This is a genomic window from Bythopirellula superficialaquae, from assembly GCF_059632245.1.
The window spans coordinates 449,767-463,718 of the sequence record NZ_CP197426.1 but is presented as its reverse complement, the minus strand read 5'-3'; the positions used below and the strand labels follow the sequence as shown (position 1 = coordinate 463,718).

The following is a 13,952-nucleotide window of genomic DNA, read 5'->3' as shown; positions in this document are numbered from 1 at the left end:
GATCGGCAATAGACGATTCTTGGAGCTATTGGAGCGGGTAGCGTGATGCTTAAGGGCGCGATTTCACTTTTAGTAGCAGGTGCGATTTTCGCTGCAATTCACCATTTAATCGGTATTTGGTTTAGGGATAAAGATGCTGAAGTCAGTGTGACTTTTATTCGGGCGATTTCCTTCACGCATTTTCTGGGAAGAATTTTGTTCATTGCGGGAACGGTAGTTCTTGTTGCGCACTTTGCGATCCGACTATTCAACAAGAATTAGCGACAGCGTCCGCGAATCACCCCCCGACAAGTTGGAAGAGTTGGAAACATTGGAAACCTTGAAATCTACCCCAGCGCCTTGCATTCGGCGTGGCGGTAGCAATGCACCAAGTGATCGTTCACCAACCCCGCGGCTTGCATGTGGGCGTAGACGATCGTGCTCCCCACGAATTTGAAGCCACGTTGCTTGAGGTCTTTACTGAGCGCGTCGGATTCCTTGCTCGTGGCGGGGAGTTGATCCATCCGCTTCCAGCGATTGACCTTGGGCTTGCCGTTCACGAAACCCCAGATGTAATCCGTAAACGTCCCGAATTCGTCCTGAACTTCCAAGAAACATTGAGCATTGGTCACCGCCGCGACGACTTTGAGTCGATTGCGCACGATGCCCGGATTGAGCAGCAGAGTCTCAATTTTCTTCGCGGTGAAGCGGGCGACTTTTTCGGGATCGAAGTCGGCGAACGCTTTGCGATAGGCTTCGCGTTTGCGATAGATCGTGATCCAACTCAAACCGGCTTGGGCGCTTTCGAGCGTCAAGAACTCGAACTGCTTTTGATCGTCGCGGACGGGCACGCCCCATTCGCTGTCGTGATAGGGAATCAACTCGCCGCTGCCGGCGTATTGCCATTCACAAGTTCTACGTACCGCTTTGGCCACAACTAAACTCGCTCGTACATTTCAAACGCATAAGGAAAATCATTCAAAGGATCGGCCGCATGTTGCGATTGCTCTTTCAATTCCCACTGTTGCCAATCGATTGCGGGGAAGCTCACATCCCCTTCCACCGTGGCATGCACCCGCGTGAGATACAACCGATCGATACGCGGCATCGCCAATTCGTAAATCGTGCCGCCGCCGATGATGAACAACTGATCCTGCACGCAATCGGCGTGACTCGCCTTTTGCAGGGCTTCGTCGAGGCTCGTCGCTACGAGCGTCAACGGATCGCCCGACTGATAATCGGCCTGAGTCGTGATGATAATCGAAGTCCGCCCCGGCAGCGGTCGGCCAATCGATTCCCACGTTTTGCGGCCCATGACAATCGCGTGGCCCATCGTGAGCCGCTTGAAACGCCGCAGATCGGCCGACAGATGCCACGGCAATTCCCCCTCGCGGCCGATCACGCCGTTTTCGGCCATGGCAACAATCAACGACAATTTCATACGGCAACCGGCGCGGAAATGTGAGGATGGGGATCGTAGTTCACAAGCTGAAAATCTTCGAAGCGGAAGTCGAGCAAATCGGTCACCGCGGGATTGATCTGCATCTGCGGCTGCGGACGGGGCGAGCGGGCAAGTTGCAGCATCGCTTGTTCGATGTGGTTGTCGTAAAGGTGAGCATCGCCCAACGTGTGAACGAAATCGCCCGGCTGCAATCCCGTGACTTGGGCGACCATCATCGTCAGCAACGCGTAGGAAGCGATGTTAAAGGGCACGCCCAAAAACACGTCGGCACTGCGTTGATAAAGCTGACAGGAAAGGCGTCCTTCGGCCACGTAGAACTGAAACAACAGATGGCACGGTGGCAGTGCCATTTGCGAAACATCGGCGGGGTTCCAAGCCGTCACGATCAATCGCCGCGAATCGGGATTCGTGCGAATCGCTTTCACGACTTCGGCAATCTGATCGATGCTGCGGCCATCGGGCGCGATCCACGACCGCCATTGCTTGCCGTAGACGGGACCGAGTTCGCCATCGTCGTCGGCCCATTCGTTCCAAATCGTGACCTTGTTCTCGTTGAGATAGCGAACATTCGTTTCTCCGCGCAGAAACCAGAGCAACTCGTGAATAATCGACCGCAGGTGGAGTTTCTTGGTCGTGAGCAGCGGAAAGCCGTCACTCAAGTTGAACCGCATCTGATAGCCGAACACGCTGCGCGTGCCGGTACCCGTGCGGTCGCTTTTGACGACGCCGTGGTCGAGAACGTGCTGCAGAAGGTCGAGATATTGCTTCATGACGCGTTACTCTTTGGCCATGAGTTCTTCGACGACTTTGGCGACCAGCGCGGGATCGTCCTTTTTGCGCAGGTGCTCGATTCGGTCCGCCGTGATGCCCAGTTTTTCGAGCGTGGCGATCACCTGATTCCATTTGGTCTGGCGGCTTTTGCCTTCGGCCAGATAAAGATCGGTCACCAATTCGCTCAGCCGCTGCAGGGAAATCGCGTCGCGGTTGTCGTAGTAGTTTTTGATGACTTTTTGTTGGTATTTCGAAAAATCCTTGGCCATAATCGCTTGTGGGAAGTGTTCTCGGTTGTGTTGACATGCGGGAAAACAAGCTGTGTTTCCACTTTTCGGCGGCCCCGTGGCGCGGTAAAGTATCCTACTCCCTGGCCGGCAAAAACGGTAGCCGCGCCGCTCTGTGAGTTCCCCTCTGGCCGTGAGAAGGTGTGGTTCAATCGATGCCCGTCGTCAAGTTCATCAAAGAGAAGAAGGAAATCGAGGTCCCCGTCGGAGCCAATCTCCGCAAGGAAGCTATCAAGGCGGGCGTCAACACGCATCAGGGGCTCAACGGTTTCGGAGCGTCGCTCAACGCGGTGATCAACTGCCACGGCTTCGGCCAATGCGGCACCTGCCGGGTGAAGATCGTGAAGGGTATGGAGAATGCTAGCCCGATGGGGCTGGTCGAGCGGTGGCGCTTCCGCATGCCGATTCCGACCCCCGTCACCCCGGGCGGCATCGATCCGATTCCGGCGATGGCCTTTATCGGCAACGAAGACACAATGCGCCTTTCCTGCCAAGTGACGGTGCAGGGCGATATGGAAGTCGAAATAGGTCCCGAGCTGGACCTCTTTGGCGAGAACTTTTTCAGCTAAACGAGCGGTGGGCGTTAGCCCACTGCAACATAATAAATCGGGAAGCTGACGCATCCCGCTCGCCCGACGAACCGAAAGCTTTCCTGCCATGCGCCAAGTGATTGCTATCGTGAAGCCCTTTCTGGCCGAGAAAATTCTCGAGGGTTTGCGATTGGCACCGCTCGAAGCCGTTCATGTCCGCGAAGTGAAGGGCATGGGACGGCAAAAGAGCTATCTCGACCAATATACTGAGAGCGAATACTCCGAAGCGTTTCTTCCCAAAGTCGAGATCACCGCGTGGGTGGAAAATTCACGTGCTGAGGAAGTGATCCGCAAGATGGTCGAGCTGGCACGCACGGGACGAATGGGTGATGGCAAGATTCTGGTCCTCGCCGCGGAAACACCGGAAACCATGTTGAACTTTTAGGAACGAGGACATAGTTGAGAAACGCTTGCTTGCTGTGGGCCTGTTGGATATGTCTTGCTCCTGTGACGGCCGCGGAAGTTGAGAAGCCCGAGATTCAGCCGCGTTCTGCGTGGCAAGCCGAGAAGCCGGATCCGCGTTCGGGTTCGCTCCAGCCGATGGGCAAGGTCAAGCACGTGAGCGTGCATCACACGGCCGTGGATAAACTGCGTGGCGACGGCACGCCGGAAGCCGAATTGCGGATCATTCAGCATGGCCATCGCGATGACAATCAATGGGGCGACATCGCCTACCACTTTTTGATCGCTCCCGACGGTCGGATTTTCGAAGGCCGCTCGACCGAGTACGCACCGAACAGTGGAACGCGTTATCTCACGGAAGAACAGTGGCGAGAAAATGGCGTCTTCTCCACTGACGAAGTGGCGGAAAATCCGGCTTTGGGTGTGGGCGGGACAAAGTATGTTCCCGAAAGCATAACCGGTCCGCGACCAGGCAACGTGGCGGGGCATGTGACGATCTGCTTGCTCGGCAACTTCATGGAAACAGAACCGACCGACGCGGCCAAGGAATCGTTCGTGAAGCTCTGTGCCTACCTGTTGCAGAAGAATGATCTCAAGGTTGACGACGTCTGGGTTCATCGCGAAGTGGCTTCCACGCTCTGCCCCGGTAACAAGTTCTATGGCTGGCTCAGGAACTACCCCAAAGGCGAACGTTATTCGCTTGGCCCAGGGCTTGAGCAAGTCAAAGCACGGATCGAGGACTAAGCTAAGATCATCTGGACTTGCATGGAGATGCATGTGGTTGAACTCCAACCATGGTTCGGCTGGCTCCTTTCGATCACCTGGCGGGCAAACTGGTGTCTGCTGAGTAACCGTTCCTGCGTTGATTTGCCGTTCAAAGCGCACAGCCCTTCTTGAATTTCTGCTCCAAGCCCACTTCCTAGGTTCCATCGCAATCTTGCTGGTTGTCGCTGCAACATAACACGCTCGCTATGTCGTACTGAATTCAACGCGCCGAACATAACCTCTTCGTGGCATAGCATTTGCGAATGAGATTCACTGTTCTTAAGCGATAACCCGCTAATTAAGGAGCAGCTATGGAACTTCAGTCTTTTCTTTACGGAGGTGCCTCGCTTGGTGTATTGGCTGGCATGGTTTCGTTGGGGCGACGTGGTAATGAACACTCGAGGCAACCAACCGCCGACATGCAAGCTGTGCTCGATGAACTTGCGGCATTGAATCCCAAGCCCTTGGAAACTCTCAATCCCGATGAAGCACGCCAACAACCTGGCCCCGTAGACGCTGTGAAGTCGTTGCTTGAAAAGCGTGGCCAAAGCGTTGAGCCCGAAGCAGTAGGAAGCGTCAGCGCGATCAAGATTCCTGGTCCGGCGGGTTCGCTCGATGCGCGTGTTTATACGCCGCGAGGACGAGCTCCACTTCCTGTGCTTGTCTACTGGCATGGTGGTGGCTGGGTGATTGCTGATCTTGATACCTATGATGCTTCGTGCCGGGCCTTGTGCAACGCGGCCCAATGTATTGTCATCTCGTGTGATTACCGCCGTGCCCCCGAGAATCCATTCTCGGCTGCCATCGAAGATGCGTTCGCCGCTTATCAATGGGTCGTCGATAATGCGCCGAATTTGGGTGGAGATTGCGAACAGATCGCCGTGTGTGGCGAAAGTGCGGGCGGCAATCTCGCGGCGGTCACAACTCTGCAAGCGCGCGACTATGGCGTGCGTGCCCCCTTGCATCAGTTGTTGATTTATCCGGTGACCGATTGCGATTTTGAAACAGAGTCGTACAAAGAACACGCCGACGCCAAGCCACTCAATCGGGCCATGATGAAATGGTTTTGGGGTCACTATTTGTATGGCACGGACTGCGCGGACAATCCCTATTTGACCCCGCTCCACGCCGACAATCTGAGCCATCTGCCCCCGGCGACGATCATCACCGCCGATATCGATCCCTTGCGGAGTGACGGCGAGCATTATGCCGAAAAGCTCTCTACCGCCGGTGTGCCGGTGAGCTATCACAACTTCGTCGGTGTGACGCACGAGTTTTTTGGCATGACGGCGGTGCTGGAAGAGGCTCGCGAGGCGGTTCAAATCGCTGGGCACGACTTGCAGCAGGCCTTTGAAAATGCTCGTTGCAAGATCGGAAACTACTCCCACAGTCGCTAGCGGTCGCCACGCTGGGGTGGGATGCGTAAAATAAAGCGTACGCGGGCAACGAGACCTGCGCAGCCGCAAGTCACCCCCGCCTACGCCGCCGCTATGAGGAGAACTCCCGCTTCCAGCAAACAACGCTTTGACGATTATCGCGCGGAGGTCTTTGCCGAGGACGAGGCGATTAGCGGCAAGAAACGGCGTGATCGCTCGGCCAGGGAATTGGTGACGAGCTTCTTCCAACTGCTCCATGGTCAGTGGAAAACTCTTTCGTTTGCCTTGGCGACATTGACCGTAGCCACGATCTTGGCTTTGGTTCCTCCGGCGACCACGAAAATTGTCGTGGAGAATGTGCTGGGGAATCAACCGCTTCCCGCCGGATTTCCCAACTGGTTGCCACACGAGCGCTGGCAGTTGCTGATCACCATCGTCGTCGCCGTGTTCGCAATTTCTCTCGTGCGGCTGGTATTGCACGTGTGGGGGCGTTGGTATGCCACTCGTGTGACCAAGCTGTTGCAGCTTTCGATTCGTAAGAAAGTCTTTTCCCACGTGATGCGGCTCCCTTTGCATCGCGTGCAGGAACTTAAATCGGGGGGCACGGCGAGCATTCTTCGCCAAGACGCTGGCAGTGTCGGCGAGCTCGTGTTCGGCATGCTCTACAACCCGTGGCGCGCGGCGGTGCAATTGGTCGGTAGCTTGTGCGTGTTGGCTTGGGTCGATTGGCGATTGCTGCTGGGAGCCCTCGCCGTGATTCCACTCGTTTACACAACGCACCGTACATGGATCGAAAAAATCCGACCACAGCATCGCCGCATTCGCTCGGAGCGCGAGAAAGTCGATTCGCTGGCGACCGAAGCATTCGGCGGCATGCGCGTGGTGCGGGCTTTCGGCGGACAGCGGGCCGAAGCGAGCCGCATCATGCGCGGCAATCACTTGATGGGTCGGCAGGAACTTTATGCCTGGTGGTGGATGCGTTGGATCGAAATCCTGTGGGAAATTCTGATGCCGCTCGCCAGCGCTGCGCTTTTGCTTTATGGCGGCTACCGAGTGCTGGATGGTCCGCTCACCACGGGCGACTTGGTGATGTTTCTGGCGTATTTGTTGATGCTGCTGGGACCGCTGGCCATGCTCGCCCAAAGTGCGGCTGAATTTCAGAACGGCCTGTCTGGCTTGGATCGCATTCTCGATTTGCTCGAGGAACCGCAGGAATACAACTCCGCGGCGGCGACCAAAGTCGACAAGGAATTCGTGGAAGGCCAAGTCACGCTGGCGAACGTGTCGTTCAGTTATCCCGGTGCGGACAGTTTTGCCCTGGAGAACATCAATCTCGAAATCGCGCCGCGGGAGATGATCGCGCTCGTCGGACCCAGCGGTGGCGGCAAGACGACGCTGTGCAATCTCGTCGCGCGGTTCTATGAACCCACGAGTGGTCGGATTCTGCTCGATGGTCAAGACCTTTCTGAAATTGACATGGACAGTTATCGCAACCTGATCGGCATCGTCGAGCAGGATGTGTTTCTGTTCGACGGCACGATCGCGGCCAACATCGCCTACGGCAATCGCCACGCGAGCGATGCCGAAATTCGCGAGGCGGCACGACTTGCCAATGCGGCGGAGTTCATCGAAGTTTTGCCGAAGGGCTATCAATCTCTCATTGGTGAACGAGGCGTCAAACTCAGCGGCGGGCAACGTCAACGTATCGCCATCGCGCGGGCCGTGCTGGCCGATCCCAAGATTCTCATTCTCGACGAAGCGACGAGCAATCTCGACACCGAGAGCGAACGGACCATTCAAGCGGGGCTCGCGAACCTGATGCAAAGCCGCACCTGCTTGGTGATCGCTCATCGGCTGAGCACGATTGCTCATGCCGACCGGATCGTCGTAGTGGAGCACGGCCAGATCACGGAAATCGGAACGCACGAAACGCTGATGGCCACCAACGGCAAATACCGCCGAATGGTCGATCTACAGACGGCCCCGCAAACGTCGAACACTCTTAAAGATTCTGAGGTTGGTCAGGTTGGTTAACTTGGTCAACTTGGTAGGGTTTATTTGCGCTCTGTTTGTGGTCAGTTGTTCGTGGTGATTGGTTAAGGTGTAGGCCGTGAACAAGCGGTGCGCAGTTCCGGCATGGTTACCAACACGTGTTCCATGCCGGAACTGCGCACCGCTTGTTCCGGCCTACGAAAGCGCAGTCGTCTCCTCATTCAGGTTTGCCAGGATGTTCAGGTTTGCTTGGTTTGCGGGTGGTTTGTAATGGTGTTGTCGTTAACGATTTTGCTTTTCTTAATTCTCTGATAGCGCTGAATCATAAGAAGTAGCGGAACGAAAATCAGAAATGTGCTGATTTGCCCGCTTAAGTCCATTTTATGACCTTGCGCTAGGTCTATTAGGCAATTGATGGCTACTGCTGCAAGCCCCACAGCAACGACAAGGCCAGTATTAATTAGCAGCTCTTTTCGTTCGATAGTCATCTAAATCCCTTCCAGTTCTGTACGACATCAAACTTGATCAATTTGCTCAACTTCATCAACTTGTTCATGTCTTTTGTTTGATCAAGTTGAATTGGGAAGACGGTGGAAGATAGATCAGCGGATGCCTGTCTACAGTCCTACCGTCCACGGTCCTACGGTCTCCTCATTCAGGTTTGCCAGGTTGTTCAGGTTTGCTTGGTTTGCGGGTGGTGTTGTTTTCGAGTCTGTGACACGCACGGTGATGGAGGCTAGATTCTTCGGTCGCTTAGGCTCCCTCAGAATGACCCCACTACTCTCATCACCCTAGCACAGGGCGTGGCACAATTTCTACAAAAATCCGGGGAAGAATTTTTGGCCGTTCAGGGCGTTGGAATTCGCCGCGGTGCAAATCACGCGGCATCGGGACGATGCCGGCTAACGGGTTTTGCTTTGACTGTGTTCATGCTACAAAGGCGGCAACGAAGGAGCTCAATACGATGCAATTGCCTGACAATCTCACTATAAAATTCATCGGCGGGCCGATGGATGGAGTCTATAGCGGCGGCGAGCAGTACCCCGACAACGTGCGGATGCTGCTGCATGGCTATTATGTCGCCTCGAAGGAAGGCGAAATCGGCAGCACGATTCAACCGACTTCCCCACAGGGACTCCCCAGCACCTTCAAGCCGGAGCATCTGCGCACCGAAGGGATCAAGGGTGGCAAATACGTCGTTGTGAAGAACGAAACCGACGGCTGGAAGACCGACATCACGTTCGATTACCAAGGGATCGGTGGCTATCCGAGCGACGATTGAACGCGGCAGCGTGATTCAGATTGTGAACGAAGAATTAAATCCGAAATGTCAATCGTACGACTCGCACAAGGCGATCATCGGGATAAATCTCATACGTTACAGAAACACGTGCGGGTGAACTTGCAAGTTCGACATTAACTATCCGAGTCGTGGGTTCAGGTCCCGATCGGCCTTTGCTCACGGGGTCGTTGGAAAGATTTGAATCGACCCAATTGGCAATTTCGGTGAGAGCGGTTCGCATCTGGGAATCGCCATTGATCCAATAGTGAAGGTAAGGTTTTTCAACTTCCTTAGCCCACACGACGGTAAAGCGATTCATTGCCGATCGGCCTTTTCACCGGCCGCGGCGGCTTTCGCCAACAACTCAGATGTGGAGATGCCCTCCCGACGCCCGAGAGCCTGACGCACTTCATCACGATTCTGAGCTAAATCGAGCATCGCTTCCGCATAGGTCAGTGCTTCCTTGTCCATGGGACCGAGCATCACTGCCACTACTCTACCTTGGGAATCCCGAACTTCAATTCCTCCACTACTCAACTGTTGCAGAAGCTGTTGCAGTGGTAATTGGGCCGTTGTGGAGTCAAGAATAATGGAAGTCATCGGTTTGCTCCGGAAAGTGGACGTTCGCTTAATTATACCACACACTCGTCAAATGCCCTAACTTCGTGAATCGACTTCGCGCCGAGCGCCAGCATCACTAGGCGGTCGAAACCGAGCGCGCAGCCTGTGGAATTGGGGAGTCCGTGTTGCATCGCGGTGAGCAACGATTCGGGCAGTGGCAACTCGGGGCGACCATCCGCAACGCGAGCTTTGTTGACTTCCACGAACCGTGCTCGCAACTGGTCGGCAGCGGTGAGCTCGTGATAGCCGTTGGCGAGTTCCACACCTTGCCAATAGAGTTCAAAACGCTCGGCGACTTCGATCCCGTTCTCGCGTCGGATTGTTTTCGCGAGTGAAGCTTGGCTCGCCGGGTAGTCGAACAGAATTTCGGGGGCATCGCGCCCGAGTTGCGGTTCGATTTTGGTGGCGAGCAACAGATTGAGCCATTCATCGCGATCGTTGGTGTTCATTCCTTCCGCTGCTACACCTTGCTCGGCGGCACAGCGGGCGAGTTCTTCGCAAGTGGCCGTGTGGGGACAAATGTTGAGATACGTTTGGAAGGCTTCGCTGTAGGTGGTGCGCTTCGCTGCGGGAGTCTTCACAAGCGTCTGGCAAAGCTCGTCGAGAAGCTGCATGCCGGCGGACATGTCGTCGCTCGCACGGTACCATTCCACAATCGTGAATTCTGGGTTATGAAGTTGACCGAGCTCGCCCGCGCGAAAGGAACGGGTGACTTGAAAAATCGCGGGTATCCCCGCGACGAGGAGCCGCTTCATGTGAAGTTCGGGGGAGGCTTGGAGCCATTGTTTGTTGAGTGCTGGCGGCTCGATGTGGAGTTCCGGGATGACTTCTGATGAGAGCAATGGAGTTTCGACTTCGACGAAGTCACGGGCGTAGAAGAACTCACGAAGCTGTCGCAAAATTTCACTGCGACGCTCAAGATTGACGAGACGCTCGTTCATCCCGCGCGACCTTTGCCCAGTGGTTGGCCCGGGAGGAGTGGCGGCATGGGGCATTCGAGCATGTCGCAAATTCCGCGGAATAGCTCGGCTTCTTTGATCGACACGTCGTGGTCGTAGCAAATCAGGTCGGCGGCCGCTTCTATGACGCGCTGTCGATGTTTGGCGGCCACGGTGCTCAGCGTGCTCAATGCCAACTGCAATCGCGAAAGGGTACATTCCTGGGGAGTTAGCAACGGCACTTGGATGTCGGGGAGCAGCGAAGCCGCGTGCTTTACGGCCGCTTCGACGCGCTTACCCGTGTTGTCGAGATAGGCCAGCGTCGAAAACAGAATGCCGACCTCCTGCCCCAGTCGAGCCAAGCTGTAGTACTGAATTCGTGGCGGTTTGACGGTCTCAAATTGCGGTCGCAAATGCCGCAACAAGACACGATAGAGCGACCATTCAAACAAAGCGATTTCTTGATCGGCCTCGACCAGCTTTTTGAAGGCATCGCGAAAGGCGGTGTATTGGTGTTTGGTCATCGTTCGCAATGCTGGGAGCGCCAAATCGACCAGCGGCAAATGAGCGCGGGGATCGATCTTATCGACCACGGGCGACAGCTTATATGTCAGATCGACAACATCACGCGCAATCGATGCTTGCAGGGACTCATATTGCAGTTCGCGAATCTCGGGCCGCTTGTCGAGCAGCAGCGCAAACATGACGGCCCGCGCGCCGTAAGGCTCGCGGATGGCATCGGTGATTTCGTTGGGAATGCTTTCAATCAACTTGGCCGCATAAGAACGATGCTGCTCCGTGGGATTACCCACCTGTTCGGCTGAATGCCGGACGACTTCGACGGGAACTTCGTCGGCCCCTTTCAAGCCACCGACAAACCCGGCCGTGAATTCTGATTCGGTGAGCGCGGGTGAAACTTTGGGCCCGGCGAGATACTTGCCATCCCATTGCGGGTCGAGGGCACGGATTCTCTTTTCCAACGGCGGATGAGTGGCCATCAAGCCGGTAAAACCTTCCCACACGCCTTGGCCGAAATACATGTGGCTCAACTCGGCGGCGTTGGCGGCTTTGAGTTTCGAGCCGAAGACGGCTCCGCCAATGCGTTTGAGCGCGCCGGCGATGCCTTCCGGGTTGCGCGTGAACTGCACGGCCGACGCGTCGGCCAGATATTCACGCTGCCGCGAGACGGCCGCTTTGATGATGTTGCCGAACAATGTGCCCAAGAGCCCCAAGAGCATCAATGCCAGCCCAGCGGCGAGTAAATAAAGTCCGCCATCATTCTTGCCACGACGATTGCCGCCACCACGGGCGCCGATGTTGAGCAGCATGCGACCGATGAGTCCCATCAGCAAGATGCCATGCAACACGCCGATGAGCCGGATGTTGAGCCGCATATCGCCGTTGAGGATATGGCTGAATTCGTGGGCCACGACCCCCTGCAACTGTTCGCGGGTGAGTTGCTCGGCCGTGCCGCGCGTGACGGCCACGACGGCATCGCTCGTCGAATAACCGGCGGCAAAGGCGTTGATCCCTTCTTCGTTTTTGAGCAGATAAATCGGTGGGACAGGCACGCCCGACGCGAGGGCCATTTCTTCGACGACGTTGACCAGTCGCCGTTCAACAGGGTCGGTTGTATTTTGAGGAACCCGATATCCGCCCAGGTTCTCGGCAACCGTCGTGCCGCCGCCGCGGAGCTGGGCGACTTTGAAGAGACTGCCAAAACTAATGAGCGCCAATGTCCCAGCACTCGCGGCGAGAGGGATTGAAAGATCATCGGCTTGAAAATAATGCCCCCCCACGCCTAGCTCATCGTGAGTGTAGTTATTGGCTTGTAACGCTCCCAGCGTGGCGAAGAACACGCCACCCACGATACAAATGACCGAAATCGTAAACATCACGATCAGCCATTTGGTCGTGCGACGGGAATCGGCCTGGCGCTGAAAGAAGTCGGTGGACATGTGCTAGGACAGTGGACAATAGACTGTGGGACTGTGGTCTCGACAAATCACTATTGGCCGCGGACTGTGAGTATTTCCACAGTCCACGGTCCATAGTCCTATGGTCCTAAGAAAATGACACCTTCGGCGCTTCGGCGATCGCGGCGCTGTCGGCGAATTCGAGCAACTCGGCATCGCGGTTGTGGCCGAACATGTTGGCAAAGAAAATTGGCGGGAACGATTGTCGGTAGGTGTTGTAAGACATCACCGAATCGTTGTAGGCCTGGCGGGCGAAGGCTACTTTGTTTTCCGTCGCGGTGATCTCTTCGGTGAGCTGCGCCATGTTCTGATTCGCCTTGAGGTCGGGATAGGCTTCTGACAACGCGAAGAGGCGACCCAAGGTGCTGCCGAGCGCACCTTCCGCGGCGGCGAGTTCCTGCATGGCTTTGGGGTCGCCCGGCGAAGCAGCGGCCGCTTGCAACCCGTTCGCGGCCCGATTGCGGGCGTTGATCACGGCTTCGAGCGTCCCCTTTTCGTGGGACATGTAACCTTTGACGGTTTCGACCAAGTTAGGGATCAGGTCGTAGCGACGCTTGAGTTGGACTTCGATCTGAGCGAAGGCGTTGTCAAGCCGATTGCGCAAAGCGACCAAGTTGTTGTAGATCGCCACGCCGTAGAGCAGCAGCAACACGCCGACGCCAACGATTGTCCCCAAAATTGCCCACACCATGAGAGTCTCCCTTGCGAGTCAAATACTCAAAATCCAAGCCACGCAGCAGCCGTCAGCCTAACCGGTTGGCGGCTGAATGCAATCCTTTTAGGCGATTCGCGAGTTCCAGGGTAATCTTGCTGAAAATCGAAAGTAAAGCCAGATTGCAATGCGATTTGGGGACCCGGAGGCAGGTGTGCCTCCGGCTAGGGGCGTTCTTAAGCTTCGTTGGGATCCTTCGAGCGTTCGATGTACGACTGAGTGCGGGTGTCGACGCGGAGCCAATCGCCGATGTTGATGAACGCCGGGGCCAGGATTTCTGCGCCGGTTTCCAGCTTCACGGGCTTGGAGACGTTGGTCGCCGTGTTGCCTTTGACGGCGGGCTCGCAGTATTCCACTTGCAACACCACGTGATTGGGGAGCGTCGCGCCGATCGGGTTGTTGTCGAACACGACGAGCGAACATTCCATGCCTTCCTTGAGGAACTTGGCTTCGTCACCGATTTGCTCGCCGGTGAGCTCGTATTGTTCGTAGTCGTCGGACTTCATGAAGATGTAGCCCTCGCCCTGCTTGTAAAGAAACTGGGCGGTGAATTCCGAAACGTCGGCGGCTTCGACCGTTTGGCCGGCACGATAGGTTTTGTCGGTGACCGTGCCGCGGATCAGGTTCTTCAGCTTGCACTCGTACAGGGCGTTGCCCTTGCCTGGCTTGCGGAAGTTCATTTCGACCATTTGAAAGGGAATGCCGTCGATTTGGATCTTGAGTCCTTTGCGGAATTCGTTGGTACTGTACGTGGGCACGGTATCTTCCTGTCTCGCTACTGGTTATCTTGCATGGAACG

At 55.9% G+C, this 13,952-nt stretch carries 18 protein-coding genes; 7 read left to right on the top strand and 11 right to left on the bottom strand.

All coding sequences use genetic code 11. The features are described from left to right. Positions 1-45: 45 nt before the first annotated feature. Positions 46-261 carry a hypothetical protein gene (locus SH678x_RS02055; protein ID WP_496921223.1) on the top strand — a complete coding sequence of 72 codons (216 nt, stop codon included), beginning with the start codon at positions 46-48 and terminating at the stop codon, positions 259-261. Between the two features lie 65 nt (positions 262-326). Here the strand turns inward: SH678x_RS02055 and SH678x_RS02050 are convergent, their stop codons facing one another. Genes SH678x_RS02050 through SH678x_RS02035 form a run of 4 tightly spaced genes read right to left on the bottom strand, consistent with a single transcriptional unit; the run spans position 327 to position 2,481 of the window. Continuing rightward, on the bottom strand, positions 327-914 hold the full coding sequence (locus SH678x_RS02050) for a DNA-3-methyladenine glycosylase I (protein ID WP_496921222.1): 588 nt from the start codon (positions 912-914) through the stop codon (positions 327-329). 2 nt (positions 915-916) lie between these two features. After that, entirely contained in the window at positions 917-1,420 is a 504-nt protein-coding gene (locus SH678x_RS02045) for a dihydrofolate reductase (protein ID WP_496921221.1), read from the bottom strand. Next, entirely contained in the window at positions 1,417-2,211 is a 795-nt protein-coding gene (locus SH678x_RS02040; protein ID WP_496921220.1) for a thymidylate synthase, read from the bottom strand. Before SH678x_RS02040 ends, SH678x_RS02045 begins: the two co-directional genes overlap by 4 nt. A 6-nt stretch (positions 2,212-2,217) precedes the next feature. Next, complete coding sequence (locus SH678x_RS02035) at positions 2,218-2,481, bottom strand: hypothetical protein (protein ID WP_496921219.1); 264 nt, start codon at positions 2,479-2,481, stop codon at positions 2,218-2,220. 173 nt (positions 2,482-2,654) lie between these two features. Between SH678x_RS02035 and SH678x_RS02030 the strand changes: the two genes are divergently transcribed. The 5 genes from SH678x_RS02030 to SH678x_RS02010 all read left to right on the top strand — a co-directional run bounded on the left by SH678x_RS02030 (position 2,655) and on the right by SH678x_RS02010 (position 7,666). Continuing rightward, on the top strand, positions 2,655-3,068 hold the full coding sequence (locus SH678x_RS02030) for a ferredoxin (RefSeq protein ID WP_496921218.1): 414 nt from the start codon (positions 2,655-2,657) through the stop codon (positions 3,066-3,068). Positions 3,069-3,156: 88 nt separating this feature from the next. Further along, positions 3,157-3,474 (top strand): P-II family nitrogen regulator, encoded by a 318-nt coding sequence (locus SH678x_RS02025; RefSeq protein WP_496921217.1) that lies wholly within the window; start codon positions 3,157-3,159, stop codon positions 3,472-3,474. 14 nt (positions 3,475-3,488) lie between these two features. Beyond that, complete coding sequence (locus SH678x_RS02020; RefSeq protein WP_496921216.1) at positions 3,489-4,235, top strand: peptidoglycan recognition protein family protein; 747 nt, start codon at positions 3,489-3,491, stop codon at positions 4,233-4,235. 332 nt (positions 4,236-4,567) lie between these two features. Then, positions 4,568-5,653 carry a LipP1 family hormone-sensitive lipase gene (gene lipP1 / locus SH678x_RS02015; protein ID WP_496921215.1) on the top strand — a complete coding sequence of 362 codons (1,086 nt, stop codon included), beginning with the start codon at positions 4,568-4,570 and terminating at the stop codon, positions 5,651-5,653. Positions 5,654-5,674: 21 nt separating this feature from the next. Further along, on the top strand, positions 5,675-7,666 hold the full coding sequence (locus SH678x_RS02010; protein WP_496921214.1) for an ABC transporter ATP-binding protein: 1,992 nt from the start codon (positions 5,675-5,677) through the stop codon (positions 7,664-7,666). A 197-nt stretch (positions 7,667-7,863) separates the two neighbouring features. On the opposite strand, the gene SH678x_RS02005 is transcribed toward SH678x_RS02010, so the two are convergent. Then, positions 7,864-8,112 (bottom strand): hypothetical protein, encoded by a 249-nt coding sequence (locus SH678x_RS02005; RefSeq protein WP_496921213.1) that lies wholly within the window; start codon positions 8,110-8,112, stop codon positions 7,864-7,866. A 476-nt stretch (positions 8,113-8,588) separates the two neighbouring features. Here SH678x_RS02005 and SH678x_RS02000 point away from each other — a divergent pair, with 476 nt between their 5' ends. After that, entirely contained in the window at positions 8,589-8,906 is a 318-nt protein-coding gene (locus tag SH678x_RS02000; protein WP_496921212.1) for a hypothetical protein, read from the top strand. A 34-nt stretch (positions 8,907-8,940) separates the two neighbouring features. Here the strand turns inward: SH678x_RS02000 and SH678x_RS01995 are convergent, their stop codons facing one another. The 6 genes from SH678x_RS01995 to efp all read right to left on the bottom strand — a co-directional run bounded on the left by SH678x_RS01995 (position 8,941) and on the right by efp (position 13,911). Then, positions 8,941-9,225, bottom strand: a complete 285-nt coding sequence (locus SH678x_RS01995) for a hypothetical protein (RefSeq protein WP_496921211.1) — start codon at positions 9,223-9,225, stop codon at positions 8,941-8,943. After that, positions 9,222-9,506, bottom strand: coding sequence for a hypothetical protein (locus SH678x_RS01990; protein ID WP_496921210.1), 285 nt, complete (start codon positions 9,504-9,506; stop codon positions 9,222-9,224). Before SH678x_RS01990 ends, SH678x_RS01995 begins: the two co-directional genes overlap by 4 nt. Positions 9,507-9,538: 32 nt before the next feature. Then, positions 9,539-10,468, bottom strand: coding sequence for an EF-P lysine aminoacylase EpmA (gene epmA, locus SH678x_RS01985; protein WP_496921209.1), 930 nt, complete (start codon positions 10,466-10,468; stop codon positions 9,539-9,541). Then, the gene (locus SH678x_RS01980) at positions 10,465-12,423 is read right to left on the bottom strand and encodes a M48 family metallopeptidase (RefSeq protein ID WP_496921208.1); all 1,959 of its coding nucleotides are present in this window, start codon (positions 12,421-12,423) and stop codon (positions 10,465-10,467) included. Before SH678x_RS01980 ends, epmA begins: the two co-directional genes overlap by 4 nt. Positions 12,424-12,529: 106 nt before the next feature. Then, a complete protein-coding gene (locus SH678x_RS01975) occupies positions 12,530-13,132 on the bottom strand; it encodes a LemA family protein (RefSeq protein WP_496921207.1) in 603 nt (200 codons plus the stop codon). 197 nt (positions 13,133-13,329) lie between these two features. Further along, a complete protein-coding gene (efp, locus tag SH678x_RS01970; protein WP_496921206.1) occupies positions 13,330-13,911 on the bottom strand; it encodes an elongation factor P in 582 nt (193 codons plus the stop codon). Between the last annotated feature and the right edge of the window lie 41 nt (positions 13,912-13,952).

What these genes read in the sequence shown, in the direction of transcription:
- SH678x_RS02030 (WP_496921218.1), top strand. Translation starts at nt 2,655, where the DNA reads ATGCCCGTCGTCAAGTTCATCAAAGAGAAGAAGGAAATCGAGGTCCCC.
- epmA (WP_496921209.1), bottom strand. Translation starts at nt 10,468, where the DNA reads ATGAACGAGCGTCTCGTCAATCTTGAGCGTCGCAGTGAAATTTTGCGA.
- SH678x_RS02000 (WP_496921212.1), top strand. Translation starts at nt 8,589, where the DNA reads ATGCAATTGCCTGACAATCTCACTATAAAATTCATCGGCGGGCCGATG.
- SH678x_RS02035 (WP_496921219.1), bottom strand. Translation starts at nt 2,481, where the DNA reads ATGGCCAAGGATTTTTCGAAATACCAACAAAAAGTCATCAAAAACTAC.
- SH678x_RS02055 (WP_496921223.1), top strand. Translation starts at nt 46, where the DNA reads ATGCTTAAGGGCGCGATTTCACTTTTAGTAGCAGGTGCGATTTTCGCT.
- SH678x_RS01990 (WP_496921210.1), bottom strand. Translation starts at nt 9,506, where the DNA reads ATGACTTCCATTATTCTTGACTCCACAACGGCCCAATTACCACTGCAA.
- lipP1 (WP_496921215.1), top strand. Translation starts at nt 4,568, where the DNA reads ATGGAACTTCAGTCTTTTCTTTACGGAGGTGCCTCGCTTGGTGTATTG.
- SH678x_RS01975 (WP_496921207.1), bottom strand. Translation starts at nt 13,132, where the DNA reads ATGGTGTGGGCAATTTTGGGGACAATCGTTGGCGTCGGCGTGTTGCTG.
- SH678x_RS01980 (WP_496921208.1), bottom strand. Translation starts at nt 12,423, where the DNA reads ATGTCCACCGACTTCTTTCAGCGCCAGGCCGATTCCCGTCGCACGACC.
- SH678x_RS02025 (WP_496921217.1), top strand. Translation starts at nt 3,157, where the DNA reads ATGCGCCAAGTGATTGCTATCGTGAAGCCCTTTCTGGCCGAGAAAATT.
- SH678x_RS02045 (WP_496921221.1), bottom strand. Translation starts at nt 1,420, where the DNA reads ATGAAATTGTCGTTGATTGTTGCCATGGCCGAAAACGGCGTGATCGGC.
- SH678x_RS01995 (WP_496921211.1), bottom strand. Translation starts at nt 9,225, where the DNA reads ATGAATCGCTTTACCGTCGTGTGGGCTAAGGAAGTTGAAAAACCTTAC.
- SH678x_RS02010 (WP_496921214.1), top strand. Translation starts at nt 5,675, where the DNA reads ATGCGTAAAATAAAGCGTACGCGGGCAACGAGACCTGCGCAGCCGCAA.
- SH678x_RS02040 (WP_496921220.1), bottom strand. Translation starts at nt 2,211, where the DNA reads ATGAAGCAATATCTCGACCTTCTGCAGCACGTTCTCGACCACGGCGTC.
- SH678x_RS02005 (WP_496921213.1), bottom strand. Translation starts at nt 8,112, where the DNA reads ATGACTATCGAACGAAAAGAGCTGCTAATTAATACTGGCCTTGTCGTT.